Here is a 25,895-nt window from a genome sequence, read left to right as displayed (position 1 = left end):
GTAAGGTCGAGTATATGGAAGAACTGCTCTTTTATCTTAGTTTGTTTATCTTTGTGATTTTAGCCTGCATTATTGTCGTAGCGCGTTTTAGCAAGCCCGCTCCTGCAAGGGATTCTAGTGATGAGTATGAGATCATCAATTTTGAGACAATGCTTTTGCCGCTTGAGTTTTCTTCTAGCTCAAATGATCAATTAGCCCAAGCTGTGGCAAAGATGTTTGAGCATTATGATGAGCTAGCGATGACCACCACGCAAAAGCGATTTTTCCTCTACTGCCTTAGCAAGCACCCAAATGTCCAAGCAGATCTCGTGCTACAAACGCTTGATGATATGAGCAACCTAAACCCTAGCATAGCCAAAGAGCTTGAAGCAAGTGTGAAAAAGGGGCTTGATAGGCGCGATCTAGTCAAGCGAATGGTCTAGCCAGATCTAGCAATGGAGCTAGTAGAATCCACTTTTATCCCGCTGTTTTTGGTATTTACTAGTGCGCTGGCATTGTCTTTGGGGCATTGCGTGGGTATGTGCGGAGGCATTGTGCTAGCTTTCACACAGATGAAAAAGCCTAGCTGGGTGGGGCATTTGGCATATAGTGTGGGGCGATTGTGTAGCTATGAGTGCATTGGCATAGGCTTTGCGCTGCTTGGCAGGGCATTTGCTCTAAGCTATGTGTGGCGTGAGTGGGCGAGCGTGCTTGTGGGGGTGCTGCTTATCATCTACGCGCTATGCTATGGCTTTTTCCCAAGGATCTTGCGCTTCTTAGAGCCAAAAGTGGATTCTAGGTGGCTTGGCAGGGCTTTTGGCACATTGCTGCATTCGCGCTCTTTATGGAGCTTTTTTGGCATTGGGGTGCTAAATGGTTTTCTGCCCTGTGGGCTGGTGTATTTTTTCGCTCTTTATACGCTAAATGAGCAGATTTTAGGGCTTAGTGGCGTGATGGGGGCGGTGTGTGTGATGGGGGTGTTTTGGCTAGGGAGCTTGCCTAGTATGCTAGGGCTAGGCACATTAGCTAGCGTGCTTCAAGCCTATCAAAAGCAGGCATTTTGGGCGAGTCTTGTGGCGATGCTAGGGCTTGGTTTATGGAATATTTATACAGGCATTACTATAATGCAGGGCTAAAGGAGTGTGATGAAAAAGGCGGTGTTTTTTGACAGAGATGGCGTGATCAATAAAGATCTAGGCTATGTGTATAGGCAAGAAGACTTTGTCTTTAATGATGGTATTTTTGACGCGCTGCGCTTTTGCAAGGAGCAGGGGTTCTTGCTTTTTGTCATAACGAATCAAAGCGGCATAGGCAGGGGATACTACACGCTAGATGATTTCCGCGCGATCACTACATATATGCAAAATGAGCTAAAAAAGAAGCTTGGATTTGGCTTTGATAGTATCTACTTCTGCCCCCATACAGAAGAAGAAGACTGCCTATGCCGCAAGCCTAGAGCTGGTATGATAGACCAAGCCAAAAAGGACTATGATCTAAAGCTTACTGAGTGCTTTATCATCGGTGATAAGATCACTGATATGCAAGCAGGGCAAGCAGGTGGGATCCGCCATAAACTCCTTGTAGGCAAGCTCCCTAAAGAACGCTTCGCCAAAATCGATCATCTCCACATAATCCCAAACACCTTGGCAATTTGTGAAAGTATGCAAACTATCCTTTCTATATAGGAGTGTAAAATGTCTATCCCCAATCCAAAAATCCCCGAGCATTTGCTCCCTGATCTAGCTGGCAAGAGCGTCCTTATCACCGGTGGCGCGGGCTTTATCGGCAGCTCACTTGCTGCTTACTTCCAAGCTCATCATAAAGATACACGCATAATCGTGCTAGATAAATTCCGCGATGGCGAGTGCTTCCCAAGTGGGAATCCCACTTCGCTAGGGCATTTTAAAAATCTCTTAGGCTTTAATGGCGATGTGCTAGCCCTTGATATTACCAAAGGCTTAGAGATTTTAGAGAAAATCCACTTTGACTATGTCTTCCACCAAGCTGCCATAAGCGATACCACTGTAAGCAATCAAAAGCTAATGATAGAGACCAATCACCACGCGTTTTTAGAGCTTTTGCATATCGCGCTACAAAAGGGCGCGAAGATGATTTATGCAAGCTCGGCAGGCACTTATGGCAACACGCCTGCCCCAAATATCATAGGCTCTGGCGAGAATCCAGAAAATATCTATGGCTACTCAAAATTGCTTATGGATAATAGCGTGCGTAAAATCCTAGCAGATGCCCCAAGCACGCCAATCGTGGGGCTACGCTACTTCAATGTCTATGGCAGGAGAGAATGCTACAAGGGCAAAACCGCTTCGATGATTTTGCAGCTAGGCTTACAGGCGATACATTCTGGGCGTGTTAGGCTCTTTGAGTTTGGTGAGCAGATGAGAGATTTTGTGTATATCGATGATGTGGTAGCGGCAAATGTGCTAGCGATGAATGCGCAAAAAGGCGGGATCTATAATGTGGGCTTTGGGGTAAGCCGTAGCTTTAATGACATTATTGCGATTTTGCGCAAGGAGCTAGCTGCCCTAAGTGTGCATAAAAATCTAGCACCCCTAGGGGATTTCACGCTTGAATATATCAAAAACCCTTACACATTTTTCCAAACCCACACCCAAGCAGACATCACGCAAACAACCAACGATCTAGGCTATACCCCAGCATATAGCCTAGAAGATGGCATAAAAGACTATATACAGGCAATTTATGCCTTATCTCAAGCAAAGGACTTGCTATGCTAAGACTGCATAATAAAACCCCTAGAATCCTTGTCATAGGGGATTTGATGGTAGATCACTATATCTGGGGGTCGTGTAATAGAATCTCCCCAGAAGCCCCTGTGCAAGTAGTCAATGTCAAGACCGAGAGCAATCGCCTAGGTGGGGCGTGCAATGTAGGGGCAAACCTTAACGCCCTTGGGGCAAGGGTGAGTATGTGTGGGATCATCGGCGATGATAGCTTAGGCAAATGGCTTGTTGGCGAGCTAGATCGGCTAGGGATTGATGTCTCTTACATTATCCCAACTAACCGCCCCACCACGCAAAAAAGTAGGATTCTAATCTCTCATCAGCAAGTTTTGCGTGTCGATAGGGAAGAATCCGCCCCCATAACGCCCCAGCTAGAAGATGAGCTATTTGAGCTGCTATGCCATAAGCTACATAATTTTGATGCGATTATTGTGAGTGATTATGCTAAGGGCTTGCTTACTCCAAGCTTCACAAAGCGGGTCATCACCCTTGCTAGAAGCTGCAATCGCCTTGTGCTTGTCGATCCAAAGGGGAGCGATTATGCCAAATACAAAAACGCCACACTACTCACGCCCAATAAGCTTGAAGCAAGCCTTGCTACACAGATACAAATCACTGATGATACAAGCCTAAAAGCTGCGATGAAAAAGCTCCAAGCCCTATGCAAGCTTGATATTTGCTTGGTTACACTTAGTGAAGATGGGATTGCTATTTTGCGTGATGATAGCCTAGTCAAATCCCCTACCATTGCTAAAGAAGTCTATGATGTAACAGGGGCTGGCGATACGGTTATAGCCGCCTTAGCCTTTGGGCTTAGTAGTGGGCTTGATATTTATCAAGCAAGTGATTTTGCCAATGCGGCTGCGGCGGTGGTGATCGGCAAGATCGGTAGTGCGAGCGCAAGCTTGAGTGAGATTATAAGCTTTTTGCACGATGGGGTATATGCGGATTCTAAGGTCATCAGCCAGCAAGAGTTACACGCACTGCTAAAGAGCCTACACGAGAAAAAGATCATATTCACCAATGGCTGCTTTGATATTTTGCACGCGGGGCATATTTCGTATTTGCAAAAGGCAAGGGAGCTTGGGGATTTGCTTATTGTGGGGCTAAATAGTGATAGCTCGGTAAAAAGGCTAAAGGGCGAGAGCCGCCCCATAATCCCCCAAGAAGATCGCGCCGCAGTGCTAGCTGGGCTAGAGTGCGTGGATTTTGTCGTGATCTTTGAAGAGGACACGCCTTTAGAGCTTATTAAGCTCATTAAGCCTGCTGTGCTTGTAAAAGGTGCGGACTATGTGGGCAAAGAGGTTGTAGGCAGTGAGTTTGCTAAAGAAGTCAAGCTCATAGAGTTTGTGCAAGGCAGATCTAGCACAAGTATTATTGAAAAAATCCGATCTTTATAGAGCTATTTAAGGAGAATCTATGCAGAGCTTTATCCATAATGAAATCACTGAGAGTATCGCCACACTGCAAGCCACGCTTGCATTACAGCCACAAATCGAGCAAGTAGCAAGGAAGCTTAAGGCGGTGCTGGATTCTGGCGGGAAAATTATCGCCTTTGGCAATGGTGGCAGCGCAGCAGATGCGCAGCATTTTGCCGCGGAGCTTAGTGGGCGGTATAAAAAGGAGCGCAAAGCCTTGGCTGGGATTTCTATCACCACAGATACTTCAGCACTCACTGCCATAGGCAATGACTATGGGTTTGAGTTTGTGTTTTCTCGTCAAGTCGAAGCACTTGCGCACAAAGGGGACGCGCTCTTTGGTATTAGCACAAGCGGGAATTCTGCTAATGTGCTAAAAGCCTTTGAAGTAGGGCGAAGGCTTGGGTGCTACTGCGTGGGGCTAAGTGGCAAGGGTGGAGGCAAGATGAATGAGCTTAGTGAAAATCTCGTAATCCCAAGCGATAACACCCCTAGAATCCAAGAAGCACATATCCTTGTGATCCATAGTATTTGCGGACTACTTGAAATGGATTATTAGGCTTAATACTCCACGCCGATCTCTCGCAGTCTCTCGCGCAAAAGGCGCATTTGGATATTTTTGTCAAAGCACCATTTAGGTGCGAGCAGGCTCTCTTCGTGCGCACCAGCACTAATGCGGTGGATCACCACTTCAGGCGGGAGCATTTGGATAGATTTGATGATTAAATCCGCATAGGATTCTAAGTCGATTGGGATATAGCGATTAGCGTGATACATACGCGCTAAAGGTGTGCCTTCTATGACATAGAGCGGGTGGATTTTAATGCCATCAATCCCCCACTCAAGCACCTTTTGTAAAGAGTGTAGCATCATCTCGCTACTCTCATCAGGCAGCCCATAGATCAAATGCGCACATACTTTGATCCCATTTGCTCTTGTTGCAGCAAATAGCTCTTTGATCCCCTTGCTTGTGTGGGCGCGATTGATCTTGCGCAAAGTTTCATCAAAGACTGATTGCACCCCATACTCCAGCCAGATCTCCGCGCCATTTTTGACAAACTTCCCTAGCATAGCAAGCACCCTAGAATCCACACAATCCACGCGCGTGCCGATACTTAGCCCCACGACATTAGCAAAGCCCAAAGCCTTGCTAAAGAGTGCTTGCAAGGTCTCTAAAGGCGCGTAGGTGTTGGTATAAGATTGGAAATACACCATATATTTTTGCACGCTAAATTTGCGCTTGTGAAATTCTGTATGCCACAAAAATTGCTCTTCTAGCTGGCTTAGCTGCTTAGGTAGCAAGGGGTTTGTGGAGAGATTTGGGCGCATTGTGGGGCTAGAATCCACTTTTGGCACTTTGATCGCACTTGGCGAGAAGCTCTCATTACAGCAGTAGATGCAGCCGCCTTTAGCCAGCGTGCCATCGATATTAGGGCAGGTGAAGCCTTGCAGGGTTATGGGGATTTTACGCACGCGCTGCCCAAAGCGTGCCTTGAAATATCGCCCAAGTGTTAGTAGCTCTCTAGCTTGCGAGAGTGTGTGTGGCGAGACTTGGGATTGGTCAAAAGTGGATTCTAGGCTACGAGAGCGCGCAGAGTCAAAAGTGGATTCTAGCATCGCTGGGATTATCGCTTATAGATAGAATCCACATAGCAGCCATCAAAGCAGGCTTGGCAGTAGGAGAGCTTTTCTTGCTTTGGCTTGCCTACTACCGCGCTAGATTCTATGCTTTTTTGCAAGCCTTCTAGGGATAAAAAGCCTAGATAATCCGCGCCGATGAAGCTCTGCACTTCCTTTAAGCTATGGCTTGCACAGATGAGTTGCTCTTTTTCTGGGGTATCTACGCCATAGTAGCAAGGAGCGATTGTGGGGGGCGCGGAGATTAGTAGGTAGATTTTACGCGCACCGGCTTGGCGCAGGATTTTGATGATCTGCTTGCTTGTGGTGCCTCGCACCAAAGAGTCATCAATCACGATAATATCTCTGCCTTTGATGAGTCCGGCTATGGGATTTAATTTAAGCTTTACTTTTAGCTCCCTTGCTTGTTGCGTTGGCTCGATAAAGGTCCGCCCTACATAGTGATTGCGGATAATGCCTAGCTCAAAGTCTATGCCACTTTCTTTCGCATAGCCTAGGGCTGCTGCCACGCCAGAGTCTGGCACCGGGATCACCATATCAGCTTTGAGCTTATGCTCTTTTGCTAGCTGCTTGCCGAGATTTTTGCGCACTTCATAGACATTGCGCGAGAATACCACGCTATCAGGACGCGCGAAATACACATATTCAAACACGCAGGGAAATGGTGTGGGGGCTTTGTAGTGATAGGATTTGTAGGTGGGGTTTGTCGCGCTTTTTTCAAAGACTAGCATTTCTCCGGGCTCAATATCGCGCACAAATTGCGCACCGATTAGATCAAAAGCACTCGTCTCACTTGCCACAATGTAGCCCTGCGTGCCATCATCATTTTCTATCTTGCCTAGGCTTAAGGGGCGCAAGCCATAGGGATCACGGATAGCAAACATCTTGGTGCGCGATAAAATCACTAGGGCGAATGCCCCATCGATTTGGCGGATGGATTCTATAATGCGCTCACTTAGCGTGGCACGCTGGGATTTGGCGATTAGGTGGATTAGCACTTCTGTATCAAGGTGGCTTTGGAAGATTGAGCCTTGTATGGTGAGATCATCGCGCAGTATATCGGCGTTGGTGAGATTGCCATTGTGGGCGATAGCGATTTGCCCAAGGGAATAGCGAGCGAAAATAGGCTGGCACTCATTGATACTATCTTCGCCTGCGGTGGAGTAGCGATTATGCCCGATAGCAGCAAAGCCCGTGAGATTTGCCAAAATCTCTGGCTCAAAGACTTGGGTTACAAGTCCGTTGTTTTTATATAGGGAGATTTTTTGGGCATTGCTTACGGCTATCCCGCTGGCTTCTTGCCCTCTGTGCTGCATAGCAAATAGCCCATAGTAAGCTAGGATATTGGCATTTGGCGCATTATACACGCCAACGACCGCGCATTTTTCTTTAAAATCTGCTAGTTTTGATGGACACATAATGACTCCTTAAGTGTGGTGGATAGGCAGAGGGCAAAAACTCTCGATAATGCAGCCCTCGATAGTAAAACTATTGACCCTATCACTATGCGTGTAAGTGATATTAAAATTTTGCGCATCAAGGGTGTTTTTGATGATATACATTCCAAGTCCAAAGCCCTGCGAGCTAGGCTTGGTAGAGTCCTTGAAGTAGGGCTTGCAGTAGTCTTCAAAGGGCATTGTAAGTGGTGCGCCGTAGTTGGAGATGATGAGATTGCGTCCATCGGATTCTAGGGATACTTTGCCATCGGTGCTGTATTTAATGGCATTATCGATGAGGTTTTTTACTGACATTGCAAAGAGATCAAAATCAGCTTTGATTAGGTCATTGGGGCAGTGGTTTGCTATGGGAGAGCATTCTAGCCTATCAATGAGAAGCATTTTTTCTACATAGCTTACAAGCTCTTGCACGCTAAATTCACTTTTTTGGAGATTGTAATTGTGCGAAGAGAGCTGCTCGATTTTGGCAAATTCATCGATTAAGAAATTTAGCCGATCAAAGGCAGAGACTAGGCGTTGCTTTTGTGTGGGGTTTTCTACCATTTCAGCAGTGATTCTGCCCTTGGTGATGGGGGTCTTTAGCTCGTGCATAATGGAGCGCAAAAAAAGCGTGCGAGAATTATTAAGCGCATTTATGCGCTTAATCGCCTTGTGAAATTCGTTTGCAAGCTCACCTATCTCATCTTTTTGTGGGATCCTGCAATCTACCTGCACATCGCCTTTGGCAAATTTCCTAATCTGTCTGCGTAGATAAATCATCGGTAGCAGTGAGCGTATCACTAGGGCAAAAAGTAGCACCAAAATCACTGATCCTATTAAAATGACTAAGTAGTAATTAACATAAAAACTACGCATAGAATCCTTATATAAATACACTTCGCCCTCACTCACGACCAAGATCAGCAAATCATCTTGGATCTCCACAGATCGCAGAAAGATCCCGGGCGTGTCATAGGGGATCGGGATTGATTGGATAATGGCTTGTCGCAAGCGATTGTCGTTGATTTGTATAAAGCCCACTTCTTTTAGGTAGTTTTGTATGGTTTCAAGGTTGTTTTCTTGGGAGATTATGCGGTTAAAGACAATGCTGATTTTCTCGTATTTTTCTTTTTCATTAGTATTATCATATCGCTCGGCTTGAAATTTTAAGAAGTAAAATGAAAAGGCAAAAAAACTCCCCATAGCAAACAAAAATAGCATAGAGATTTTAAAAAATATTGAGTGTTTCATAGAGTAGGGGCGTGGCGTTTAAAATTCAAGCTTATAGCCCACGCCACGCACAGAGATGATATGCTTTGGCTTTTTGGGGTCATCTTCGATTTTGGCACGCAGTCGCCCGATGATCACATCAATGCTTTTATTAGAGCTTTCTGGGTTTATGGATTCGGATTCTATGGCGATGGCTTCACGGGTAAAGACATTGCCCTTTTTGCTAATGAGCAGTGTCAAAATCTCGTATTCTGCGCGAGTGAGACTAAGCTTTTTATCGTGGAAGTAGATTTCACGGCTATTTTTATCGATACGGAAAGTTGGGCTTGCTTCTTTGATCTCATCTTTTTGGGGTTTGTTGTTGTAGCGGCGCAGGAGTGATTGGATCCTAGCTAGAAGCTCTTTGGGGTCATAGGGCTTTGGCAGATAGTCATCAGCCCCACTCTCTAATGCCCGCACTTTGTCATCGACATCACTGCGGGCTGAAGAGATGATAATGGGGATATTTTTTTGCTTGGCGACTCGCTTGCACACTTCAAGTCCATCAAGATTAGGCAGAGTCAAATCAAGCAGCAATAGATCAAAATGCTTGGCATTGATCGCGCTCATACCAGTGTAGGGCTCATCATAGCTTGTTACATTTATGTCGTGTTGGGAGAGATACTCGCTCAAAATCTCTGCAAGCTCTACATCATCTTCTATCATCAAGACTTCTAGCATAGTATTCCTTTGGATAGCTATTGTGGGGCGTATCGTATCAAAAATAGTTTAAATAATGGATAAAGATTTGCAAAGAGTGAAAGAGAAGGGCTACTGCTGGAGGGGGGTGCAGTAGCCCAAGTAGCGCAGCTTTGGAGGGGATAAGCTACGCTACTGCCTTAAAGGCGAGCGGATTGTAACGAGTTTTGGTAAATATGGCTAGAATCCAGCTCTTGCTAGGCTGCGTTAGTGGGATTTGCGCTTGAAGTCAAATGTATGGAGAAATTTGCGTGCGCGCTCGGTGGCAGGATTGGTGAAAAACTCATTAGGCGTGCTTTCTTGCACGATCTTCCCATAATCCAAAAACACGATTTTATCGCTCACCGCCTTGGCAAAGCCCATTTCGTGCGTTACGATCATCATCGTCATACCAGAATCTGCTAGCTCTAATATCACATCAAGCACCTCTCTTACCATTTCTGGATCAAGCGAGGCGGTTACTTCATCAAAGAGCATAAGCTTTGGGTTCATACACAATGCCCGCACGATCGCTACGCGCTGCTTTTGCCCGCCGCTTAGCTCCTTGGGGTAGTAGCGTGATTTGGATTCTAGTCCTACGCGCTTTAGCAGGCTTTTGGCTTGGTCTAGCACTTCATCGCGCGCGCGTTTTTGCACCTTTATGGGTCCTAGCATAATGTTTTCTTCTACGCTTAAGTGTGGGAATAGCTCATAGTTTTGAAACACCATACCAATGTCTTGGCGCACTTTTGTGTAGTCTGTGTGCTTGGTGTTGATCTGCTTGGATTCTAGGTAGATCTCGCCTTTTTGCGTGGATTCTAGTCCGTTGATACAGCGCAGAAGCGTGGATTTGCCGCAGCCGCTAGGTCCTAGCAGGGTCAGCACGCAGCCTTTCTCAAGCTTTAGCGTGATGTCATCTAGGACTAGGTGATTGCCATAAGATTTGCATAAATGTGTGATTTGAAGCATTTAGTGATCCTTTAGATTCTAGGCTTTGGCGCGATTTTCTAGGGATTTGGCTAGGCGTGAGAGCGGAAAGCACATCGCAAAATACCCTACAAGTAATGCGCCATATACGCTAAAAGCCGCAGTGGGGATAGAGCGGTTGGCTTCGATGATCTGGCGACCGACTTGTAGCATATCGGCAATACCGATGAAAAGCAAAAGAGCGGTTGTCTTAATCATACGGGTAAAGAGATTGATAAGCCCGGGCAAAAGTCGCTTGCTAGCAATGGGCAAGATGATGAAAATCTGTGCTTGCAGTGGCGATAGCCCAAGGGATAGGGCGGATTCTCTTTGGTGTTTATCGACACTTGATAATGCCCCTCGCACGAGATCTGCCATCTCCGCTCCACCCCAGAAGCTAAAGACTAGCACCGCTACGGCGATGTTTGATAGGCTTATATGGAGGAGTTGCGGCAAGCCAAAGTAGCAGACATACAGCAAGGCTAGAATAGGGATAATGCGCACCGATTCTAAATAGAGCTTGCAGGCTATGCGCAAGATCATAAAGCGCGATAGCATCATAAACCCCACAACTATGCCAATGACAATCGAGCAAGCAATCGCCACAAGCGCGATAGAAAAGCTCACCCCAAGCCCCTGTAATAAACGCAAAAGATTATTCCCAGCAAATAACACTTCCATAGCTATCCTTATAGTCGTTTTTGCAAATGCGCTTCTAGCGCGCTTGCTGCTAGCGATATGGGCAAAAGTATCGCGATATATACGATAAGCAGCATACTCAATGCCTCGTAAGTTTTGCCATATAGATCAATAATATCTTTGCTAATGTATAAAATATCTGCTAGTGCCAAAATCCCAACGACAGAAGTTTCTTTGATGAGGAAGATGACATTTGCCGTGATCCCGGGCAGGGCTACACCTAGGGCTTGGGGCAAGACTACAAAGCGCAGTATCCCAAAGCGCGATAGCCCTATGCTAAGGGCGGATTCTACTTGGGCTTTGTGGATACTACTAAGTCCTGCGCGAAAGCTCTCGCACATATATCCGCCTCCTAGAAATGCAAGTGCTGAAGTCGCGCAAGTAAAGGCAGAGAGCGTTATGCCAACTTTTGGCAAAGCAAAGTAGAGGAAAAAGAGCTGGATAAGCAAGGGGGTATTTCGCGCAAGCTCGACATAGCTTGTGATAAGCGCGTGTAAAGCCCGCAGGAAAAAGGCTTTTATCTTGCTACTATGGGCGATCTCACGCTCACATTCCACAAGCACGCAAGCACACACAAGTCCGATGATGATAGCTAGGGCAATACCGCAAAGTGATATTTCAAGTGTCAGGATCACGCCGCTTGTAAAAAGCCCGATATGCTCCCACATAAACGCAAAATCAAGCATAATCTCTCCTTGAATGCTTGCTGAAGTGTCTAAGCTTAAAGCGCGCGATTATAGCATAAGTGGCATAGTGCAGTGCCTAGAATCCACTTTTGCAAACGCACAAAAAGTGGATTCTAGGGGGTGGGCGATTCAGCCTTGAGTGAGCAATTCACGCCATTGAAAAAATTTAGGGCAGTCACTATCGCCAAGATAGCTCCTGCCCTAAATTTTTTCAAAGCACGCAAAGCCCCACCGCAATGCTTAGAATCGTTCGGCAGTAAAGCAGGCTTTGTAAAGCAAACCAAGCTTTTTGAAGTAAAACAGGCTTTGTGAAAACACCTTTTATCGTCATTGCGAGCGAGTGAAACGAGCGTGGCAATCCATAAGCAAGGCGCAACCGCGCTTCTTTAGTAATCCATAGACAATAAAACGCATAATCACAAAAAGTGGATTCTAGTAAGCCAACTCCCTATCTGTCATCGCGAGCCTTGTGCCAACAAGGCGTGGCGATCCATACGCAAAACGCGGATTCTAGGATTAGGCTTTGTGGGGGGATAGTAAATAAGATTTTTAATTGTATGATAAATATCAATGCAATAAAGCAAAACTTAAAACAAACAAGATAGAATCCACTTTTACACGATTTACGCAAACAAACTTAAGGTTACACAATGGCAAAAACAAAAGTAGCTAACACCAATCTCCACGATGCCAAGAAAAATAAAAAAGATGAGTTCTACACGCAACTAAGCGATATAGAAAATGAATTGCAACACTACAAAGAGCATTTCAAAGATAAAATTGTCTATTGCAACTGCGATGACCCACTGCAAAGTGCCTTTTTTGAATACTTTTTCAAAAATTTCAAATGGCTTGACTTAAAGGCTCTCATTACCACTTGCTATAAAAGTCAAAATTACAGAGAAGTAAGCACAGAAGATTCCCCCAAAAAAGCCTATGCGATCAAAATCCATAGAGATGATGTGATAAAAGATGAGCTGATAAACCCACAAAAGCACTCCATTGATGATGTAGATAAAGTTTTATCATCAATGCACCCACTAAAAGATGTAGAAGCCGTTCTCTCTCTCTCTCTCTCTCTAATAGCCAAACACAATCACAAGAAACACTAAAAGCCTTTGAAGCTAATAAACACAAGCTTTTTGAAAACTTTAGAGCCGAGCTAGAATCTGGACTGCCCAAAGAATCCACACAAAAAAGCACGAAATCCCCCAAGCACCCAAAACTTTTTGAGATAACTGAAGATAAAGGGCTAAATAATGCAGGGGATTTTAGAAGCAAAGACTGCATAGAGCTGCTTAAACTTGCAGATATTGTGGTAACAAATCCGCCTTTTTCACTCTTCCGTGAGTATGTCGCACAGTTAGTTGAGTATGGAGAGAAAAAGAAAAAAGAGAGTGGGAAAGAATTAAATTTTGTGATATTGGGAAATCAAAACGCTATTACCTATAAAGAAATTTTTAAACTCATTAAAGAAAATAAGCTGTGGCTGGGCAGGACTTTATCTTATGCTGCTTTTAAAGTGCCAAACTACTATGAAGAAAGAAGCAATAGATTTTGGATTGATGAAAATGGGCAGAAGTGGCGAAGTTTTGGCAATATTTGTTGGTTCACAAATTTAACACACAAAAAACGCAATGAAATTTTAGAGACTATCGCTAGTTACAAAAAGAATCCAGAGCAATACCCAAAGTATGATAATTATGACGCTATCAATGTGGATAAAACCATTGAGATTCCGCTAGATTATGATGGCATTATGGGCGTGCCGATAACTTTCTTAGATAAACATAATCCTAAGCAGTTTGAGATAGTGGGCATTGATAGATATGTGGCAGACAACCCAAATTATGGTAAGAGATTTAGCATTAACGGCAGAGAGATTTACGCCAGAATCCTAATCCGCAAAATCGCCGAAGTCGATGAGCTAAGAAAACTTGAATTTGAAAAAATGTAATAAGGGGCAACAATGCAAATAGACAAAACAGAAATCAAAATAAAAGAGCTAACAAATGGCTATACAAGAGATGAGGAGAGTAGCCAAATAGTCGCCTATGCAGATTCTAGCGGAGTAGCAAGGCTTAACATACGCCCCAAATATCAAAGGGAGTTTGTGTATAAAGAAGCCCAAAGAAATGCCGTGATAGATACGATACTAAAGGGCTTTCCTTTAAATATAATGTATTGGGTGAAAAATGTGGATTCTAGTGCGGAGTGTGAATATGAAGTGCTAGATGGACAGCAAAGGACTATAAGTATATGCGAATATATTAAAGGGAGCTTTTCTATCCAGTGGAATGATAAATCGCAGTATTTTCATACTTTATCCAAAGACTTGCAAGAGAAATTTTTAGACTACAAGCTTGATGTGTATGTGTGTCAGGGGAGTGAGAGCGAGAAGCTAGAGTGGTTTAAGACTATCAATATCGCAGGAGAGACACTAACTAGCCAAGAGCTAAGAAATGCAGTATATGCGAGTGTGTGGCTAAGTGATGCAAAGAGACGATTTTCTAAGCCTAATGGACTAGCAGTGCAAAGGGGAGCTAAGTATCTAAGTGGCAGTGCATTGCGGCAGGAGTTTTTAGAGAGTGCTATTGCTTGGAAAGTGGATTCTAGGAAAGATGAAAAGATTTGCGAGTATATGGCTAAAAATGCTAAGGATTCTAAAAATGCTGATGGGCTGTGGGAGTATTTTGCAAAGGTGATAGACTGGGTGGAGATGAAGTTTGAAAAATATCGCAAAGAGATGAAAGGCTTAGAATGGGGGTTTTTCTATAATACATATAAAGATAAGCCACTAGATGCTAAAGAGCTAGAATCTAAAATTATAGAGCTTATGCAAGATGATGAGGTGGGAAGTAAAAAGGGTGTGTATCCATACTTGCTAAGTGGTGATGAAAAGCATTTAAGTCTAAGGGCGTTTAGCGATAGTGTAAAAAGGGCGGTGTATGAGAAGCAAGGGGGCGTGTGTGCCAATAGTGATGGACATATAAAAGGCGTGAAATGCCCACACGAAAAGCAAAAGCTTGATATTGAGCAAATGGAGGCAGATCATATAATCCCTTGGAGCAAAGGCGGAAAAACGGAGAAAGAAAATTGTCAAATGCTGTGCGTAAAGTGTAATAGGGCAAAGAGTGCTAAGTAGATTCTAAAAAGAATCTAAAAGCAAGTGGCTAGAATCTAATATCAAGGCTATATGTTACACACGACTTTTTTCAATCGCTTGATGTATATCTTCAAGCAGGTCTTTGCTATATTCAACGCCAACGGATAGGCGGATAAGATTTTCAGCTATCCCCATAGATTCACGCAGATCTTTAGGGATAGAGGCGTGAGTCATACTCGCAGGGTGGCAGAGCAGACTCTCCACGCCCCCCAAACTTTCAGCTAAAACGATAATACGCGTGGATTTAAAAAAGATCCTATAATCATATTCTGGCTTTAGGATAAAGCTTAGCATTCCCCCGCCACCACGCGCTTGAGAGCTTTGCACTTCATATTCACTATCGCTTTGTAGCCCGGGGTAATACACTTTTTCAACCGCTTTGTGTTCGCTTAAAGCCTCCGCTAAAAACAGGGCGTTTTCACAATGTCGCTGCATTCGTAAGCCTAGCGTTTTCATGCCACGGATAAGCAAAAAGCTATCAAATGGCGCAAGCACTCCACCAATGCTATTTTGCAAGAATCCTATGCGTTCAGCCAAGCCCTCATCATCTACCACCACAAGCCCGGCTACAAGGTCGCTATGTCCGCCAAGATACTTTGTCGCAGAATGCACCACAATGTCAATGCCTAGCCTTAAGGGCTGCTGCAGATAGGGCGTCATAAAGGTATTATCCACAATGCTTAGCACACCTTTTTGTCGGCAAAGCTCGGCTACTTTTGCCAAAGGCGTAACGCTTAGAAGTGGGTTTGCCGGGCTTTCAATCAGCACGGCTTTGACTTCAGGGGTGATCGCAGCATTGAGTGTGTCTAAATCCCTTGTATCTGTGATTTTATAGGTAATGCCAAAGTTTTTAAAGACTTTATCTAAGATTCTAAAAGTCCCACCATAGACATTTTGTGAGATGATGATAGAATCACCGCTTTTAAATAAGCTTAAAATCGTGCCAAGAGCCGCCATACCAGAGGCAAAGGCAAAGCCATATTTCCCGCCCTCACATTCGGCAATAAGGCTCTCAATCCCATCTCTTGTGGGGTTTTTGGTGCGAGAGTATTCATAGCCATTGTGCTTACCTAGCTCATCTTGAGCGTAAGTGGAGGTTTGGAAAATGGGCGTATTTACCGCCCCTGTGTGTGGATCTGTGGTAGCACCCCCGTGGATTAGTGTCGTATCAAAGCTGCTTTGCATAGAAAATCCTTAAGTTTAAATTTGATGCCAAAGTAGGATTCTAGCAAATCTTTGATAACGCCCCCTAGAATCCGTGTTTGATCTAGAATCCACTTTTTTAAAGTGGATTCTAATGCTATGGATTGCTTTGCGCTGTTACTAAAGAAGCTTTGCGCTGGCTTGCCACGCAGATGGCAAGCCGCCTACTGCGTATCTAGCTAGGGCTTGGAGCAGCCCTAGAGCTATTTGTATGATTCAAGTAGGGTGGTAAGATCTGTGCCTTGCAAATGCGTAGAATCTATAATGCCTTGCAAAAGCTCTTGCTCATAGGATTCTAACTTGTTGTCAATAAGCATACACGCCGCTAGATCTTTAAGCAAGGTCTCAATAAACGCACGCGCTTGTTCAGCCTCTAGCACATCGATGATTTCTCGCAAATAGCGCAGATAATTGGTGTGATCAAGCTTGATGATACGCGTATCATTCACTATGCTATCAAAGACTTTTTCCGCCATATCGCCAAGCTCTCTTGCTCGCTCGTGCATTTTTGCCCTCTGGAGTTGCTGCTGCTCTTTGGAGTTTTGCGGGTGGTTTAAAAGCATTTTATACAGACTAAAGAGGGCTAAAAACTCTTCATACGCTATTGCCTCTTGACTGATGGGAATATCTCCTTTGCGGATAGTGTCGATGAGTGCTTTTCGCTCTTCTTGCACAAGTCGCGGGAGGGCAAATTCATTATTGATCTCCATAAACGCCACACAAGCGGAGATAAGCTTGCTGTTTTCTTGATTGTATTGGCTTTTGACATTGTTTAAATATCGCTTGGTGTGTGCGATAAACTGCCCACGCAATTGCGCAGATAGCCTTAGCTCTTTGTCTTTATCGCTTTTGCGTATTTCTTCTACTAGCGTTGGATCAAGGATAGCAGAGTCAAATAGCTCCAAAAACTCCTGCCAATTTGGATTATGCTGTGTTTGTAAAAACTCATAAGCACTTACTATCTCATCAGCCGCTGGAAAGATGAAAGAGTTTAGCATTCTTGTGGGCTGCACTTCAAATTGCCCTTGCTGTATGAATTCATCAGTCTTTTGCTCTTTGCCCCTATCTTTTGCCGAGCTGCTTATAAGCTTATACGCACCATAGCCGATAGCTGCTGTGCTTGCTGCTGCTCCAGCTACCAATGCCACAGGCGCAGCAGTGATTGTAGTAAATAGCGTAACGCCAAAGAGCCCCCAGCTTGTCGTAGTCGCCCCTAGTGTCGCAGCAGCTCCTGCTCCAGCTACTCCGCCAAGCCCTATTGCTGCTGTCGCTCCTGCGTATTCCAATACCCCTACTTGATCGCCTAATGATTTGTGAAAAACTGCCGAGTAAGCCTCATTGTAGTAGTAGCTTCGCTCTTCAGCACTTGCTTTGCTAAGAATCTTAATAAGTGTTTTAATATTTTTAGACATAACAAGCGTTTTGTAGTTGTCTTTCCACTGCGTATTTCTTGGCGTGAGTCCTAGATCTCCTGCTTTTAGTTCAGCCATTTTGTCTCCTTTGTCGTTATTTGAAGTCGTTTTTCAACGCCGCTAAAATTTCTCTAATAAGCTTGAAAAACTCTTTTGTCGCATTTGTCGCGCCTACAAGCACCTTAGAAAGCGTGCCATCTACTTGTGTGCCACCTTTTTGCAGCTGGTCAAGATAGCTGCCGATAGTCGCTCCAAGAAATGTCGATAGTAGTGCCAAAATCCCGCCAATAAGCGGCACCGCGCTAAGAAACAGCCCAAATAGCGCGCCAATAAGCGTGCCTAGTGCCATATTTGGATTCTGGCAGATAAAGTCCCAAAGCTTTATGCAAACAATCCTGCCGATATAGACAAGCTTGCCGCCTATAATTTTTGTCGTCTCAAAGAGCGCGCCCATCTTGCGTCTAAATTCTGCTGCGATAGGGGCAGGTAGATTTAGCCCGCTTATGATTTTCTCAATTAAGACATTGGATTCTTTTGGCGTGAAGCTCGTATCATCAAACTTCACTAGCTCTGTTAGTGCTACTGATTGTGTCATTGGTATCTCCTATGAAATAACTCGCAAAAAAAATGCGGCTTGAGACTCTAACAAAAAAAAAAAAAAAAACAAGTCAAGAGAGTGGCGTGAGTGGATTGCTATGTGGCAAAAGTATTATGCCGCTAAGGTGTGGCGCGAGTGGATTGCGCGAGATGTGGGCAGAGATTGCAAAAGTGGATTCTAGGCTAGAATCCACTTTTGATCTAGGCTAGCTATACCTGTGGAGATTGAGAGTATGGGTGCAAGATCGCAGGATCTGGGAGCATACACACAGCCGAAGGATCCTTGCCCTCATAGTCAATCTTGCTAAGCAAATCGCGTGCGATATTGAGCCTAGCAGCCTTTTTGTCATTAGAATTTACAATGATCCAAGGTGCAAAAGGCGTATGTGTGCGTGAAAACATCTTTTCAAATACGGAGGTGTATTCATCCCATAAGTCAAGGGACTTAGAGTCAATCGGGCTTAGCTTCCACATTCTAAGCGGATCAGTCTTCCTGCGCTTGATTCTGCGCTTTTGCTCATCTTGCCCCACATCAAGGAAGTATTTGAAAATCATCGTCCCGCTAGAGATGAGCATTTGCTCAAGATTGCTTACTTGATAGATAAACTGCTTATATTCTTCTTGCGTGCAAAAGCCCATTACACGCTCCACACCCGCGCGGTTATACCAGCTCCTATCAAAAAACACAATCTCCCCTCCACTTGGCAGTGTGCTAATGTAGCGTGTGAAATACCATTGCGTTTTTTCAATTTCTGTGGGCTTTGGCAACGCCACGATACGAAATCCTCGTTGATTCAAATGCTCTGTGAGAGCTTTGATCGTCCCGCCTTTGCCCGCTGCATCGCGCCCCTCTAGGATAATGACAATTTTTTGATTGGTCTTTTTGACCCAATTTTGCAACTTCAGTAGCTCGACTTGAAGCTTCTCTATCTCTTTGAGATAAAATTCCTCGCGCAAGCGTCCATTCTTTTTCTTATAGATCTCTTTGGCGCGAGATTTGTCGGACTCTGGGCGAATGGTGATTGCCTTTTTGGACTCTTTTTTGCCTTGCTGCATAGCCACTCCTTAAGCAAATGTAAAGCTACTATTATATGGGATTAACTTGAAAGATACTTTAAAAATTTTAAGCAAATTTGCTAGAATCCTATCTTCTTAAATCCCACAACTCACAAAGGATCACAATGGACGCTGCAGCAAGCAAGATGATTATGTTTCTTCATATAGATATGGATTCTGCTAGGGTGCTTTGTGCAGAGATGATTGACACACTGCATCTCATCTGGGAAGACAAAGGCTCTTATGCACTTCTGCAAGGCAAGCAGGCGCATATCGATGCATTTGAGCTGTGGGTGAAAGGGTTTTTCAAGCAGGGTGTAATCCTTGGAGAATGCCTAGAATCTATCGCGCTAGAGAGACTTACAGCGCAAAATCTCACCCTAGCAACCGCAGAGAGCTGCACTGGAGGGCTGCTAAGCTATCGCTTCACGCGTATTGCTGGGGCTTCTAGTGTCTTTGTTGGGGGGATTACTAGCTATGCTAATGTGATTAAAGAGCGGATTTTAGGGGTGGCACACGATGATTTGCGAGATTTTGGCGCAGTTAGTGAGCCGGTGGTAGGGCAAATGCTACGCGGAGTCTTAAAGCAATGTGGCGCAGATATTGCCATAGCTAGCTCTGGCGTAGCAGGACCTAGTGGCGGAAGTGTGCAAAAGCCTGTTGGGTCGGTATTTTTAGGCGTGCAAGCTGCCGGCAAGCCGCCTATGATAGAGCAGCACTTTTTCGCAACCAATAATCTTAATCTAGCTAGCAAGCACCACCCCATTGACTACACGCAAACCACTATCTCCTATCATCTCACCGCCCGAGAATATATCCAGCTTGAAGCCTCGACCAAAGCCCTAGAAATGCTCATTAAATATTTAAACACAATGTAAAATACTCTTGACAAACAATGATAAAAACCCTATAATCTCGCTTTTTATTTTGACCCGCTAGCTCAGCTGGTAGAGCAATTCCCTTTTAAGGAATGGGCCGTTGGTTCGAATCCAACGCGGGTCACCAGTATGATTAAGTAGTGGCCCCTTCATCTAGTGGTTAGGATACCACCCTTTCACGGTGGCTACAGGGGTTCAAATCCCCTAGGGGTCACCACTTTTTCTCTCTTGCTATTCTTATTTTAGTTTATTTGTGTAGTGTTTGGTCGCTTAGCTCAGTTGGTAGAGCGCCACCCTTACAAGGTGGATGTCACAAGTTCGAGTCTTGTAGCGACCACCATTGATGATAAACTTTCATATTGAGCTACAATGTAAGGCGCAGATATGAAGCGCAAAATGGAGCGGTAGTTCAGCCGGTTAGAATACCTGCCTGTCACGCAGGGGGTCGCGGGTTCGAGCCCCGTCCGCTCCGCCACCTAACCAACATATAACTTTTATCACACTTAGTCGCTAGAAATGGAGATTTAATTAGAAATGCTACGAGCTCTTATTGCAAATTTACGCATATATAAATCTCGTGGAGATGAGGGGGGGGGGGGGGAAACACTTCTCCTAAGTTCAAGCTATCTAATAGCCAAGTAGCATATCTACACGATTCTAATCCTAGTGGCTTCTATTCTAGCTGTGCATTGCCACTTTATTGCACTGCGCTATTTTTGCTTCCTGTTGTTTTGCTGCCATTTACGCCATTTTATGCCTATATATTTGGGCTATTTATTATGGTCGGTTTTTCTGCATATATTCCTAAAAATTTTAGAATCTTACTTAGCATAACGCTGTGTTTATCTATCGCGCTAATTTATGCAAGTCGCTTGTATTTTAATCTCGCCACAGATTTTGATGATGATTTTTCGCGCTATTATCAAAACTATCTTGATGTCTATGATGGACTCTCTGGGGCTATGACACTATGGGGTGGGGGCTATGAAGTTGGACTGCCTATATTCTATAAGCTCCTTTCGATATTGCTGCCAAAGCTTCCGCCGCAATATGTCCTATTTTGCACTGCATTATTTGCAACCACATTGATGTATATATGGCTTGAAATCTATGGGCAAAATTTTGTTACAGATAAACAAAAAGCCGCATTGATCGCCTTTAGCTTGTATATCGGCGTGTTTATGGAGACACTTGGGCTTACTCGACAGGGGCTTGCAAGCATATTTTTGCTCTATGGCTTTTTTGCTAAGCCTATGCACATAAAATTGCTCTTTTTCATTATCGCAGCTAGTTTTCACCTAAGCTCCATTGGCATTATCGCCCTTTGCTATATTGCATACTATTTTCCTAGGCTCACGCTAGCTGTCTTTGTGGCATTTTTTATCGCGTTTATTATAGGGGCTTCTTTTATCAATACACATCTAGTGGAGAGTGCGACATTTTTATATAAACATTTTCCTAGCAGAATAGTGGAATACATTCTCCATTATGTCAATGCCAATGGCTACAACCCCTACTATCTCATCTACACCAACATTATGAAAAGCATCATTATGCTCTGCATTGTTTTCACACTCTTTGTCATCACGCCTAATGACACACTGCTTAAACGCTTTAGGGTCGTGATTGTTATAGCATTTGTCATATATATCACAAACATTATCCCGGGCAGGAGTATGATGCTTGTGTGTGATACATTGTTTTGCTTTATTGTTTTTGTTGTTTTTAGGCATTTTTTTCATCTCACACTAGTATTTTTCTTCCCTTACTTTCTTAAGCTTATGTATAACTATTTGTTTTCAGGCGATCACCCTGAGACTAGAGCTATGGAGCTATTTTTCTCCTATCCAGAGGCAAGTCTATATCCGTTTTATTACTTTTTCCAAGGAGCATTGCTATGAGATATTATGATGATTTTGCCATTGTGGCGGTGTTTATCAAGCGTAAAAAGCTTTTTTTTATTTCTTTGTGTGTTTGCTTGATTTTAGGTGCATTTTGGGTGCAAAGCCAAATCAAAGCCATCAAGCAAGAGCGCGCACTCTACCACGACTCACAAAGTAGCACACAAGAAAAGGCATTGCAATATGGCTTTATACAATACAACAGAACTAAACAAATCCAAATAGCAGACAAAGTGATCCAAGACACACTTGCGCAATTCGCACAAGAAGACAAAATCACGGATTTTCGCAGCCACCTTGCGACACCATTTTTCTCTATCTATGTTGTTTTTTATACACACGATAATCCGCTTCCTGCAATTATCCAAGCCCTAGAATCCCACCCCGTTACCCAAGAGGTCAAATCAACCCTTGCCGCACTGCTACCAGCCTTTAAGGACAAAGAGCAAGCAGCCTATGCAAAAATGCTTATTAGCAATGGATTTTTCAAGATTGCTGATATACCACACTACATTGAAGACCCAACGCAAAGACCGATCAACAAGCACTACATACACCTTGACAAAGAAAGACTCTCACAAAAAGGATATAGCATAACTTCCACAGAGATCATCAAGCACCACCAAAGCCTTAATAGCAATAAAATCTGGGTATTTATGATCGTTTGTAGCATTATGATAAGTGTGTTTATCATCTTTGGTGTAGAAAATTTCGCCAACCTACGCCAAAGACTCAAACAAGCAAAAGTGCTGCAGGCTGATAGCTAGATGAGCTCTTAAAAGTGGATTCTAGGGGTAGGCGATTCAGCCTTGGGTGAGCAATGCGGCAGTGTTGCGGCTTATGGCAAAGGCACGAACGCCGAGTTCGCTAACCTTTACCATAAGCCGCAAAGCTACCGCAGCCCCACCGCAACTCTTAGAATCGTGTGGCAGTAAAGCAGGTTTTGTAAAGCAAACCAAGCTTTTTGAAGTAAAACAGGCTTTGCGAAAAAGCCCATTTTCTCTCACTCGCGAGCCGATGAAGTCGGCGTGGCAAAGCGCAGCTTCTTTAGTATCCATAAAACAAACCTAGAATCTAATTGTAAAAAGTGGATTCTAGGAACGATTATTCTGCTAGCGTAGCTTATGGATCGCCGCGCCTTACTACCGAAAGACTCGCAATGACAAAGTAGGCGACTTTCTTTGTTATCGCCAGCGGTGCGGTAGCAAGGCGTGGCGATCCATACTAGAATCCACTTTTGTAATGCGTGCTTGTTGTGCCATAAAGACCGCCATAAAGATCGTTGGGCAAGCTTGCTTCTCTCTCCCATAGTCGCCAATATCGTGCATACATCGTAGCAGGATAGGCTTGAAGCTTGCTAAGCTCATAGCACGCATTGCTAACCCCAAGCACACAAGCCCTAGAGTAAAATGCCCTAGCACGCATAAGATCGCTTGACTTTTTATCGCCAAAGAGTAGATTCTGGGCGACATACAAGCACGCTATGCCATCGCCTTTGGCACACCAATGTGCTGGGATTGAGAGATCGCGTGTTTTTGGCTTTGAGAGACTAAAGCCACTTGCCACACTTGCCACGACCAAAAGCAGCACAAAAGCTAGCCCTAGATACATCATCAACGACCGGATATGTGGGTGTTGCATACAGCTCCTTTATGTGTGCATTACGCACGCTTGAATGCACTACTAATTCTACTACATCGCACTTTTTGTAAAACATTGTAGCCACCCACACTACCCCAAGCCTTAAAGCTTGACTAATCCTTTTTTAGCTAGAATCCACTTTTACTTTTCACTAGGATTATGTATGGATTCTCGCGCAGATACAAAGCTGTTTTTTTATGTCAGTGCTTTGGTGATTATCGGCGTGGTGATGAGCTACTCTCTGCCTGCCTACACCACACTTGCTTATCATTATGGCACATCACACTTTTTCCAAAGAGAATTTGCGAGTGCTGTGCTTGGGATTTTGCTTATGTGGATGATCGCGCAAATCCCCCCAGAAAAATACTTCTTAAAGTTTGGGTTCTTGCTCTTTTTTGTGGCATTTATCCTTATGCTGCTTATGCCATTTTTGCCAGAGAGTCTAGCGACTTCCGCGGGCGGGGCGAAGCGGTGGATACGCCTGCCCTTTATCTCTATCGCGCCAAGCGAGTTTTTTAAGATCGGCTTTGTATTTTTCCTAGCGTGGAGCTTCTCACGCAAGTTTGTCGATAATCACAAGCGCACAATCACGCAAGAAATCCTAGTGATCTTGCCTTATATCGCTGTATTTTTTATCGCGGTGCTGCTTATTGCCGTGCTGCAAAATGACTTGGGGCAGGTGGTGCTGCTAGCTCTCACACTTGTGGTGATGCTTATCGCTGCTGGTGGGAGCGTGGGGCTATTTGGGATTTTGCTGCTTGTAAGCTCTGTGCTTGCTAGTATATTTATCGCTATATCGCCGCATAGGATTCTACGGCTTAAGCTATGGTGGGCAAACGCCCAAGACTCTGTGCTAGCGATTTTGCCCCAGAGGTTTGAGCAGTATTTGCGCGTGGAGAATCTCCCAGAGCCTTACCAAATCTACCACGCTACCAATGCCATACACAATGGCGGCTTGCTAGGGCAGGGGCTAGGCAATGGCAGCATAAAGCTAGGGTTTTTAAGTGAGGTGCATACTGATATGGTGCTAGCAGGCATTACTGAAGAGCTAGGATTCCTAGGGCTTTGCGTGTGTGTGGGGCTGCTAATGCTTGTAGTCTTTCGCGTGCTTAAAATCGCCAATCGCGTGCAAAATGATGTGTATTATCTCTTTTGCATAGGGGTATCTATGCTTGTAGGCGTGAGCTTTATCATAAACGCCCTAGGCGTAGCTGGGCTTATCCCGCTAAAAGGCATTGCCGTGCCGTTTCTTAGCTATGGGGGTAGCTCTATGCTAGCAAACTGCCTTGCCATAGGGCTTGTGCTAAGTATCAGTCAAAAAGCCCAATACGAAAAGTCCTAGCTTATGTCTCAAAGCAAGCCCCTAGAATCCACTTTTGCCCCCCACACCCCCACGATCCTAGCCCTAGTCGCCCCCACCGCAAGTGGTAAGACAGAGCTTGCCATAGAGCTAGCCACTGCTTTAGACGCAGAGATTTTCTCCATAGATTCTCTAAGCATTTATAAGCACATCAATATCGCCTCTGCCAAGCCTAGCCAAAAAGCCCTATCCCAGATCCCCCACCACGCCATAAATGTGCTTGAGCCAAGCGAGCATTGCAGCGCGGAAGTCTTTTGCACGCTTTTTGCCCAAGCTCTGCAAGCGTGTCAAAAAGAGTTTTTGCTCATCGTAGGCGGAAGTGGATTCTACCTAAGCTGCCTGTATGAAGGGCTATCAGCTATGCCTAGATTAAGCCAAGAAGAGCAAGTAGGTATAGAAGAGCGCATACGCAATCTAGCTAGTCCTTATGCCTTTTTAGCCGATATTGACCCACAAAGTGCGCAGAGCATAGCCCCAAGTGATACTTATAGAGTGCAAAAGCTCTTAAGCATTTACTTTGCTACACAGCTCGCCCCAAGTGTGTATTTCGCCACGCACGCTAGATCCCCCCTAATCCCAAAGCCACCAATCTACACCATACACACGCCAAAGCCAGAGCTTCACGCACGCATAGAGGCGCGCACCAAGGCTATGCTAGATTCTGGGCTGCTTGATGAAGCGCGGTTTTTGCTAGAAAACTATGGGCGATCTATCCAGCCCTTTAAAGCCATAGGGCTAAAAGAGTGCCTTGATTATTTTGACGGAGAGCTAGAATCTAGCGAGCTAGAGCCGCTTATCGCCACCCACACGCGCCAGCTTGCCAAACGCCAAGCCACCTATATCCGCGCCAAATTCCCAAGCGCGCAAGTAGAATCTAGTGAGAAGCTCTATGATCGCATTATGCGCGAGATCTAGGCTATAATTGCAAGCTACTATTACACTATCATTTAAGGAGCGATTATGAAACTGCGATCATTGTTTGGATTCTGGGAGTATAGGGGTGCTAGCCTAAAGCGCAAGATCCTAGGGCTCCCACTTGTAAAAAGCCATAATGTCCTAAGCCTACTTGTCTTTGGACTCCCACTTATACAAAGGAAGAGATATACAAGTCTCGTAGCAAACGGGGGGGGGGGGGGGAACTCCTAAGTAA

At 44.6% G+C, this 25,895-nt stretch carries 31 protein-coding genes and 4 tRNA genes; 22 read left to right on the top strand and 13 right to left on the bottom strand.

Features of this window, described 5'->3' with window-relative positions; all coding sequences use genetic code 11:
* Positions 1–14: 14 nt before the first annotated feature.
* Genes NYG90_RS04050 through NYG90_RS04025 form a run of 6 tightly spaced genes read left to right on the top strand, consistent with a single transcriptional unit; the run spans position 15 to position 4,718 of the window.
* Complete coding sequence (locus NYG90_RS04050; protein WP_285257015.1) at positions 15–422, top strand: hypothetical protein; 408 nt, start codon at positions 15–17, stop codon at positions 420–422.
* 12 nt (positions 423–434) lie between these two features.
* A complete protein-coding gene (locus tag NYG90_RS04045; RefSeq protein WP_285257014.1) occupies positions 435–1,115 on the top strand; it encodes a sulfite exporter TauE/SafE family protein in 681 nt (226 codons plus the stop codon).
* A gap of 9 nt (positions 1,116–1,124) precedes the next feature.
* On the top strand, positions 1,125–1,664 hold the full coding sequence (locus NYG90_RS04040) for a D-glycero-alpha-D-manno-heptose-1,7-bisphosphate 7-phosphatase (protein WP_115012150.1): 540 nt from the start codon (positions 1,125–1,127) through the stop codon (positions 1,662–1,664).
* 9 nt (positions 1,665–1,673) lie between these two features.
* A complete protein-coding gene (gene rfaD / locus NYG90_RS04035; RefSeq protein WP_285257013.1) occupies positions 1,674–2,735 on the top strand; it encodes an ADP-glyceromanno-heptose 6-epimerase in 1,062 nt (353 codons plus the stop codon).
* Positions 2,729–4,141, top strand: a complete 1,413-nt coding sequence (gene rfaE1, locus NYG90_RS04030; RefSeq protein WP_285257012.1) for a D-glycero-beta-D-manno-heptose-7-phosphate kinase — start codon at positions 2,729–2,731, stop codon at positions 4,139–4,141. The genes rfaD and rfaE1 overlap by 7 nt, the downstream gene beginning before the upstream one ends.
* Positions 4,142–4,160: 19 nt before the next feature.
* On the top strand, positions 4,161–4,718 hold the full coding sequence (locus NYG90_RS04025) for a D-sedoheptulose 7-phosphate isomerase (RefSeq protein WP_285257011.1): 558 nt from the start codon (positions 4,161–4,163) through the stop codon (positions 4,716–4,718).
* Between the two features lie 2 nt (positions 4,719–4,720).
* On the opposite strand, the gene mnmL is transcribed toward NYG90_RS04025, so the two are convergent.
* From mnmL to NYG90_RS03990, 7 genes are all read right to left on the bottom strand, one after another.
* A complete protein-coding gene (gene mnmL, locus NYG90_RS04020; RefSeq protein WP_285257010.1) occupies positions 4,721–5,776 on the bottom strand; it encodes a tRNA modification radical SAM protein MnmL/YtqA in 1,056 nt (351 codons plus the stop codon).
* 8 nt (positions 5,777–5,784) lie between these two features.
* Positions 5,785–7,215, bottom strand: coding sequence for an amidophosphoribosyltransferase (gene purF / locus NYG90_RS04015; RefSeq protein WP_285257009.1), 1,431 nt, complete (start codon positions 7,213–7,215; stop codon positions 5,785–5,787).
* A gap of 9 nt (positions 7,216–7,224) precedes the next feature.
* Complete coding sequence (locus NYG90_RS04010) at positions 7,225–8,484, bottom strand: ArsS family sensor histidine kinase (protein WP_285257008.1); 1,260 nt, start codon at positions 8,482–8,484, stop codon at positions 7,225–7,227.
* An 18-nt stretch (positions 8,485–8,502) separates the two neighbouring features.
* Entirely contained in the window at positions 8,503–9,183 is a 681-nt protein-coding gene (gene arsR / locus NYG90_RS04005; protein WP_115012143.1) for an acid response regulator transcription factor ArsR, read from the bottom strand.
* Between the two features lie 225 nt (positions 9,184–9,408).
* Complete coding sequence (locus NYG90_RS04000) at positions 9,409–10,149, bottom strand: amino acid ABC transporter ATP-binding protein (RefSeq protein ID WP_285257007.1); 741 nt, start codon at positions 10,147–10,149, stop codon at positions 9,409–9,411.
* 18 nt (positions 10,150–10,167) lie between these two features.
* Positions 10,168–10,827: an amino acid ABC transporter permease gene (locus NYG90_RS03995; RefSeq protein ID WP_285257006.1), complete on the bottom strand. Its 660-nt coding sequence runs from the start codon at positions 10,825–10,827 to the stop codon at positions 10,168–10,170.
* Between the two features lie 8 nt (positions 10,828–10,835).
* Positions 10,836–11,531: an amino acid ABC transporter permease gene (locus NYG90_RS03990; protein WP_285257005.1), complete on the bottom strand. Its 696-nt coding sequence runs from the start codon at positions 11,529–11,531 to the stop codon at positions 10,836–10,838.
* A gap of 13 nt (positions 11,532–11,544) precedes the next feature.
* On the opposite strand from NYG90_RS03990, the gene NYG90_RS03985 reads away from it, so the two are divergent.
* The 5 genes from NYG90_RS03985 (at position 11,545) to NYG90_RS03965 (ending at position 14,676) form a co-directional block, all read left to right on the top strand.
* Entirely contained in the window at positions 11,545–11,670 is a 126-nt protein-coding gene (locus tag NYG90_RS03985) for a hypothetical protein (protein ID WP_285257004.1), read from the top strand.
* A gap of 286 nt (positions 11,671–11,956) precedes the next feature.
* A complete protein-coding gene (locus tag NYG90_RS03980; protein WP_285257003.1) occupies positions 11,957–12,136 on the top strand; it encodes a hypothetical protein in 180 nt (59 codons plus the stop codon).
* 45 nt (positions 12,137–12,181) lie between these two features.
* On the top strand, positions 12,182–12,643 hold the full coding sequence (locus NYG90_RS03975; RefSeq protein WP_285264730.1) for an adenine-specific methyltransferase EcoRI family protein: 462 nt from the start codon (positions 12,182–12,184) through the stop codon (positions 12,641–12,643).
* Positions 12,556–13,488 carry an adenine-specific methyltransferase EcoRI family protein gene (locus NYG90_RS03970; RefSeq protein WP_350338545.1) on the top strand — a complete coding sequence of 311 codons (933 nt, stop codon included), beginning with the start codon at positions 12,556–12,558 and terminating at the stop codon, positions 13,486–13,488. The genes NYG90_RS03975 and NYG90_RS03970 overlap by 88 nt, the downstream gene beginning before the upstream one ends.
* 12 nt (positions 13,489–13,500) lie before the next feature.
* A complete protein-coding gene (locus NYG90_RS03965) occupies positions 13,501–14,676 on the top strand; it encodes an HNH endonuclease family protein (protein WP_285264729.1) in 1,176 nt (391 codons plus the stop codon).
* 54 nt (positions 14,677–14,730) lie between these two features.
* Here the strand turns inward: NYG90_RS03965 and NYG90_RS03960 are convergent, their stop codons facing one another.
* The 3 genes from NYG90_RS03960 to NYG90_RS03950 all read right to left on the bottom strand — a co-directional run bounded on the left by NYG90_RS03960 (position 14,731) and on the right by NYG90_RS03950 (position 17,907).
* Positions 14,731–15,882, bottom strand: a complete 1,152-nt coding sequence (locus NYG90_RS03960; RefSeq protein WP_285256999.1) for a trans-sulfuration enzyme family protein — start codon at positions 15,880–15,882, stop codon at positions 14,731–14,733.
* A 221-nt stretch (positions 15,883–16,103) separates the two neighbouring features.
* A complete protein-coding gene (locus tag NYG90_RS03955; RefSeq protein ID WP_285256998.1) occupies positions 16,104–17,390 on the bottom strand; it encodes a hypothetical protein in 1,287 nt (428 codons plus the stop codon).
* 16 nt (positions 17,391–17,406) lie between these two features.
* Positions 17,407–17,907: a DUF2273 domain-containing protein gene (locus NYG90_RS03950; RefSeq protein ID WP_285256997.1), complete on the bottom strand. Its 501-nt coding sequence runs from the start codon at positions 17,905–17,907 to the stop codon at positions 17,407–17,409.
* 86 nt (positions 17,908–17,993) lie between these two features.
* On the opposite strand from NYG90_RS03950, the gene NYG90_RS03945 reads away from it, so the two are divergent.
* Positions 17,994–18,119: a hypothetical protein gene (locus NYG90_RS03945; protein WP_285256996.1), complete on the top strand. Its 126-nt coding sequence runs from the start codon at positions 17,994–17,996 to the stop codon at positions 18,117–18,119.
* Here NYG90_RS03945 and ppk2 read toward each other — a convergent pair whose 3' ends face one another.
* On the bottom strand, positions 18,120–18,965 hold the full coding sequence (gene ppk2, locus NYG90_RS03940) for a polyphosphate kinase 2 (protein WP_115012133.1): 846 nt from the start codon (positions 18,963–18,965) through the stop codon (positions 18,120–18,122).
* A gap of 125 nt (positions 18,966–19,090) precedes the next feature.
* Between ppk2 and NYG90_RS03935 the strand changes: the two genes are divergently transcribed.
* The 7 genes from NYG90_RS03935 to NYG90_RS03905 all read left to right on the top strand — a co-directional run bounded on the left by NYG90_RS03935 (position 19,091) and on the right by NYG90_RS03905 (position 22,511).
* Positions 19,091–19,843, top strand: a complete 753-nt coding sequence (locus tag NYG90_RS03935) for a CinA family protein (RefSeq protein ID WP_285256995.1) — start codon at positions 19,091–19,093, stop codon at positions 19,841–19,843.
* A gap of 51 nt (positions 19,844–19,894) precedes the next feature.
* Positions 19,895–19,970: transfer RNA gene (locus NYG90_RS03930), tRNA-Lys, on the top strand.
* Positions 19,971–19,985: 15 nt separating this feature from the next.
* Positions 19,986–20,060: transfer RNA gene (locus NYG90_RS03925), tRNA-Glu, on the top strand.
* A 47-nt stretch (positions 20,061–20,107) separates the two neighbouring features.
* Positions 20,108–20,183 (top strand) — tRNA-Val (locus NYG90_RS03920).
* Positions 20,184–20,241: 58 nt separating this feature from the next.
* Positions 20,242–20,318: transfer RNA gene (locus tag NYG90_RS03915), tRNA-Asp, on the top strand.
* A gap of 214 nt (positions 20,319–20,532) precedes the next feature.
* Entirely contained in the window at positions 20,533–21,744 is a 1,212-nt protein-coding gene (locus NYG90_RS03910; protein ID WP_285256994.1) for an EpsG family protein, read from the top strand.
* Positions 21,741–22,511 carry a hypothetical protein gene (locus NYG90_RS03905; protein WP_285256993.1) on the top strand — a complete coding sequence of 257 codons (771 nt, stop codon included), beginning with the start codon at positions 21,741–21,743 and terminating at the stop codon, positions 22,509–22,511. The genes NYG90_RS03910 and NYG90_RS03905 overlap by 4 nt, the downstream gene beginning before the upstream one ends.
* Positions 22,512–22,547: 36 nt before the next feature.
* On the opposite strand, the gene NYG90_RS03900 is transcribed toward NYG90_RS03905, so the two are convergent.
* Positions 22,548–22,802 carry a hypothetical protein gene (locus NYG90_RS03900; protein WP_285256992.1) on the bottom strand — a complete coding sequence of 85 codons (255 nt, stop codon included), beginning with the start codon at positions 22,800–22,802 and terminating at the stop codon, positions 22,548–22,550.
* 166 nt (positions 22,803–22,968) lie between these two features.
* Positions 22,969–23,385 (bottom strand): SEL1-like repeat protein, encoded by a 417-nt coding sequence (locus tag NYG90_RS03895; RefSeq protein ID WP_285256991.1) that lies wholly within the window; start codon positions 23,383–23,385, stop codon positions 22,969–22,971.
* A 163-nt stretch (positions 23,386–23,548) separates the two neighbouring features.
* On the opposite strand from NYG90_RS03895, the gene NYG90_RS03890 reads away from it, so the two are divergent.
* From NYG90_RS03890 to NYG90_RS03880, 3 genes are read left to right on the top strand one after another with little or no spacing between them, the layout of a single operon-like run.
* Positions 23,549–24,727 (top strand): FtsW/RodA/SpoVE family cell cycle protein, encoded by a 1,179-nt coding sequence (locus NYG90_RS03890; RefSeq protein ID WP_285256990.1) that lies wholly within the window; start codon positions 23,549–23,551, stop codon positions 24,725–24,727.
* 3 nt (positions 24,728–24,730) lie between these two features.
* Positions 24,731–25,660 (top strand): tRNA (adenosine(37)-N6)-dimethylallyltransferase MiaA, encoded by a 930-nt coding sequence (miaA, locus tag NYG90_RS03885; RefSeq protein ID WP_285264728.1) that lies wholly within the window; start codon positions 24,731–24,733, stop codon positions 25,658–25,660.
* Between the two features lie 45 nt (positions 25,661–25,705).
* Positions 25,706–25,891: a hypothetical protein gene (locus NYG90_RS03880; RefSeq protein WP_285256988.1), complete on the top strand. Its 186-nt coding sequence runs from the start codon at positions 25,706–25,708 to the stop codon at positions 25,889–25,891.
* Positions 25,892–25,895: the final 4 nt, after the last annotated feature.

This window comes from Helicobacter zhangjianzhongii (assembly GCF_030249855.1).
Taxonomy (GTDB): domain Bacteria; phylum Campylobacterota; class Campylobacteria; order Campylobacterales; family Helicobacteraceae; genus Helicobacter_B; species Helicobacter_B zhangjianzhongii.
Note: the sequence above shows the minus strand (reverse complement) of the source record. Positions and strands in the feature narration are given on the sequence as shown.

Bases quoted from the DNA above. Each gene is read 5' to 3' on its own strand.
- NYG90_RS04050 (WP_285257015.1), top strand. From the start codon at position 15: ATGGAAGAACTGCTCTTTTATCTTAGTTTGTTTATCTTTGTGATTTTA.
- NYG90_RS04045 (WP_285257014.1), top strand. From the start codon at position 435: ATGGAGCTAGTAGAATCCACTTTTATCCCGCTGTTTTTGGTATTTACT.
- NYG90_RS04040 (WP_115012150.1), top strand. From the start codon at position 1,125: ATGAAAAAGGCGGTGTTTTTTGACAGAGATGGCGTGATCAATAAAGAT.
- rfaD (WP_285257013.1), top strand. From the start codon at position 1,674: ATGTCTATCCCCAATCCAAAAATCCCCGAGCATTTGCTCCCTGATCTA.
- rfaE1 (WP_285257012.1), top strand. From the start codon at position 2,729: ATGCTAAGACTGCATAATAAAACCCCTAGAATCCTTGTCATAGGGGAT.
- NYG90_RS04025 (WP_285257011.1), top strand. From the start codon at position 4,161: ATGCAGAGCTTTATCCATAATGAAATCACTGAGAGTATCGCCACACTG.
- mnmL (WP_285257010.1), bottom strand. From the start codon at position 5,776: ATGCTAGAATCCACTTTTGACTCTGCGCGCTCTCGTAGCCTAGAATCC.
- purF (WP_285257009.1), bottom strand. From the start codon at position 7,215: ATGTGTCCATCAAAACTAGCAGATTTTAAAGAAAAATGCGCGGTCGTT.
- NYG90_RS04010 (WP_285257008.1), bottom strand. From the start codon at position 8,484: ATGAAACACTCAATATTTTTTAAAATCTCTATGCTATTTTTGTTTGCT.
- arsR (WP_115012143.1), bottom strand. From the start codon at position 9,183: ATGCTAGAAGTCTTGATGATAGAAGATGATGTAGAGCTTGCAGAGATT.
- NYG90_RS04000 (WP_285257007.1), bottom strand. From the start codon at position 10,149: ATGCTTCAAATCACACATTTATGCAAATCTTATGGCAATCACCTAGTC.
- NYG90_RS03995 (WP_285257006.1), bottom strand. From the start codon at position 10,827: ATGGAAGTGTTATTTGCTGGGAATAATCTTTTGCGTTTATTACAGGGG.
- NYG90_RS03990 (WP_285257005.1), bottom strand. From the start codon at position 11,531: ATGCTTGATTTTGCGTTTATGTGGGAGCATATCGGGCTTTTTACAAGC.
- NYG90_RS03985 (WP_285257004.1), top strand. From the start codon at position 11,545: ATGCTTGCTGAAGTGTCTAAGCTTAAAGCGCGCGATTATAGCATAAGT.
- NYG90_RS03975 (WP_285264730.1), top strand. From the start codon at position 12,182: ATGGCAAAAACAAAAGTAGCTAACACCAATCTCCACGATGCCAAGAAA.
- NYG90_RS03965 (WP_285264729.1), top strand. From the start codon at position 13,501: ATGCAAATAGACAAAACAGAAATCAAAATAAAAGAGCTAACAAATGGC.
- NYG90_RS03960 (WP_285256999.1), bottom strand. From the start codon at position 15,882: ATGCAAAGCAGCTTTGATACGACACTAATCCACGGGGGTGCTACCACA.
- NYG90_RS03955 (WP_285256998.1), bottom strand. From the start codon at position 17,390: ATGGCTGAACTAAAAGCAGGAGATCTAGGACTCACGCCAAGAAATACG.
- NYG90_RS03950 (WP_285256997.1), bottom strand. From the start codon at position 17,907: ATGACACAATCAGTAGCACTAACAGAGCTAGTGAAGTTTGATGATACG.
- ppk2 (WP_115012133.1), bottom strand. From the start codon at position 18,965: ATGCAGCAAGGCAAAAAAGAGTCCAAAAAGGCAATCACCATTCGCCCA.
- NYG90_RS03935 (WP_285256995.1), top strand. From the start codon at position 19,091: ATGGACGCTGCAGCAAGCAAGATGATTATGTTTCTTCATATAGATATG.
- NYG90_RS03905 (WP_285256993.1), top strand. From the start codon at position 21,741: ATGAGATATTATGATGATTTTGCCATTGTGGCGGTGTTTATCAAGCGT.
- NYG90_RS03900 (WP_285256992.1), bottom strand. From the start codon at position 22,802: ATGGATACTAAAGAAGCTGCGCTTTGCCACGCCGACTTCATCGGCTCG.
- NYG90_RS03895 (WP_285256991.1), bottom strand. From the start codon at position 23,385: ATGCAACACCCACATATCCGGTCGTTGATGATGTATCTAGGGCTAGCT.
- NYG90_RS03890 (WP_285256990.1), top strand. From the start codon at position 23,549: ATGGATTCTCGCGCAGATACAAAGCTGTTTTTTTATGTCAGTGCTTTG.
- miaA (WP_285264728.1), top strand. From the start codon at position 24,731: ATGTCTCAAAGCAAGCCCCTAGAATCCACTTTTGCCCCCCACACCCCC.
- NYG90_RS03880 (WP_285256988.1), top strand. From the start codon at position 25,706: ATGAAACTGCGATCATTGTTTGGATTCTGGGAGTATAGGGGTGCTAGC.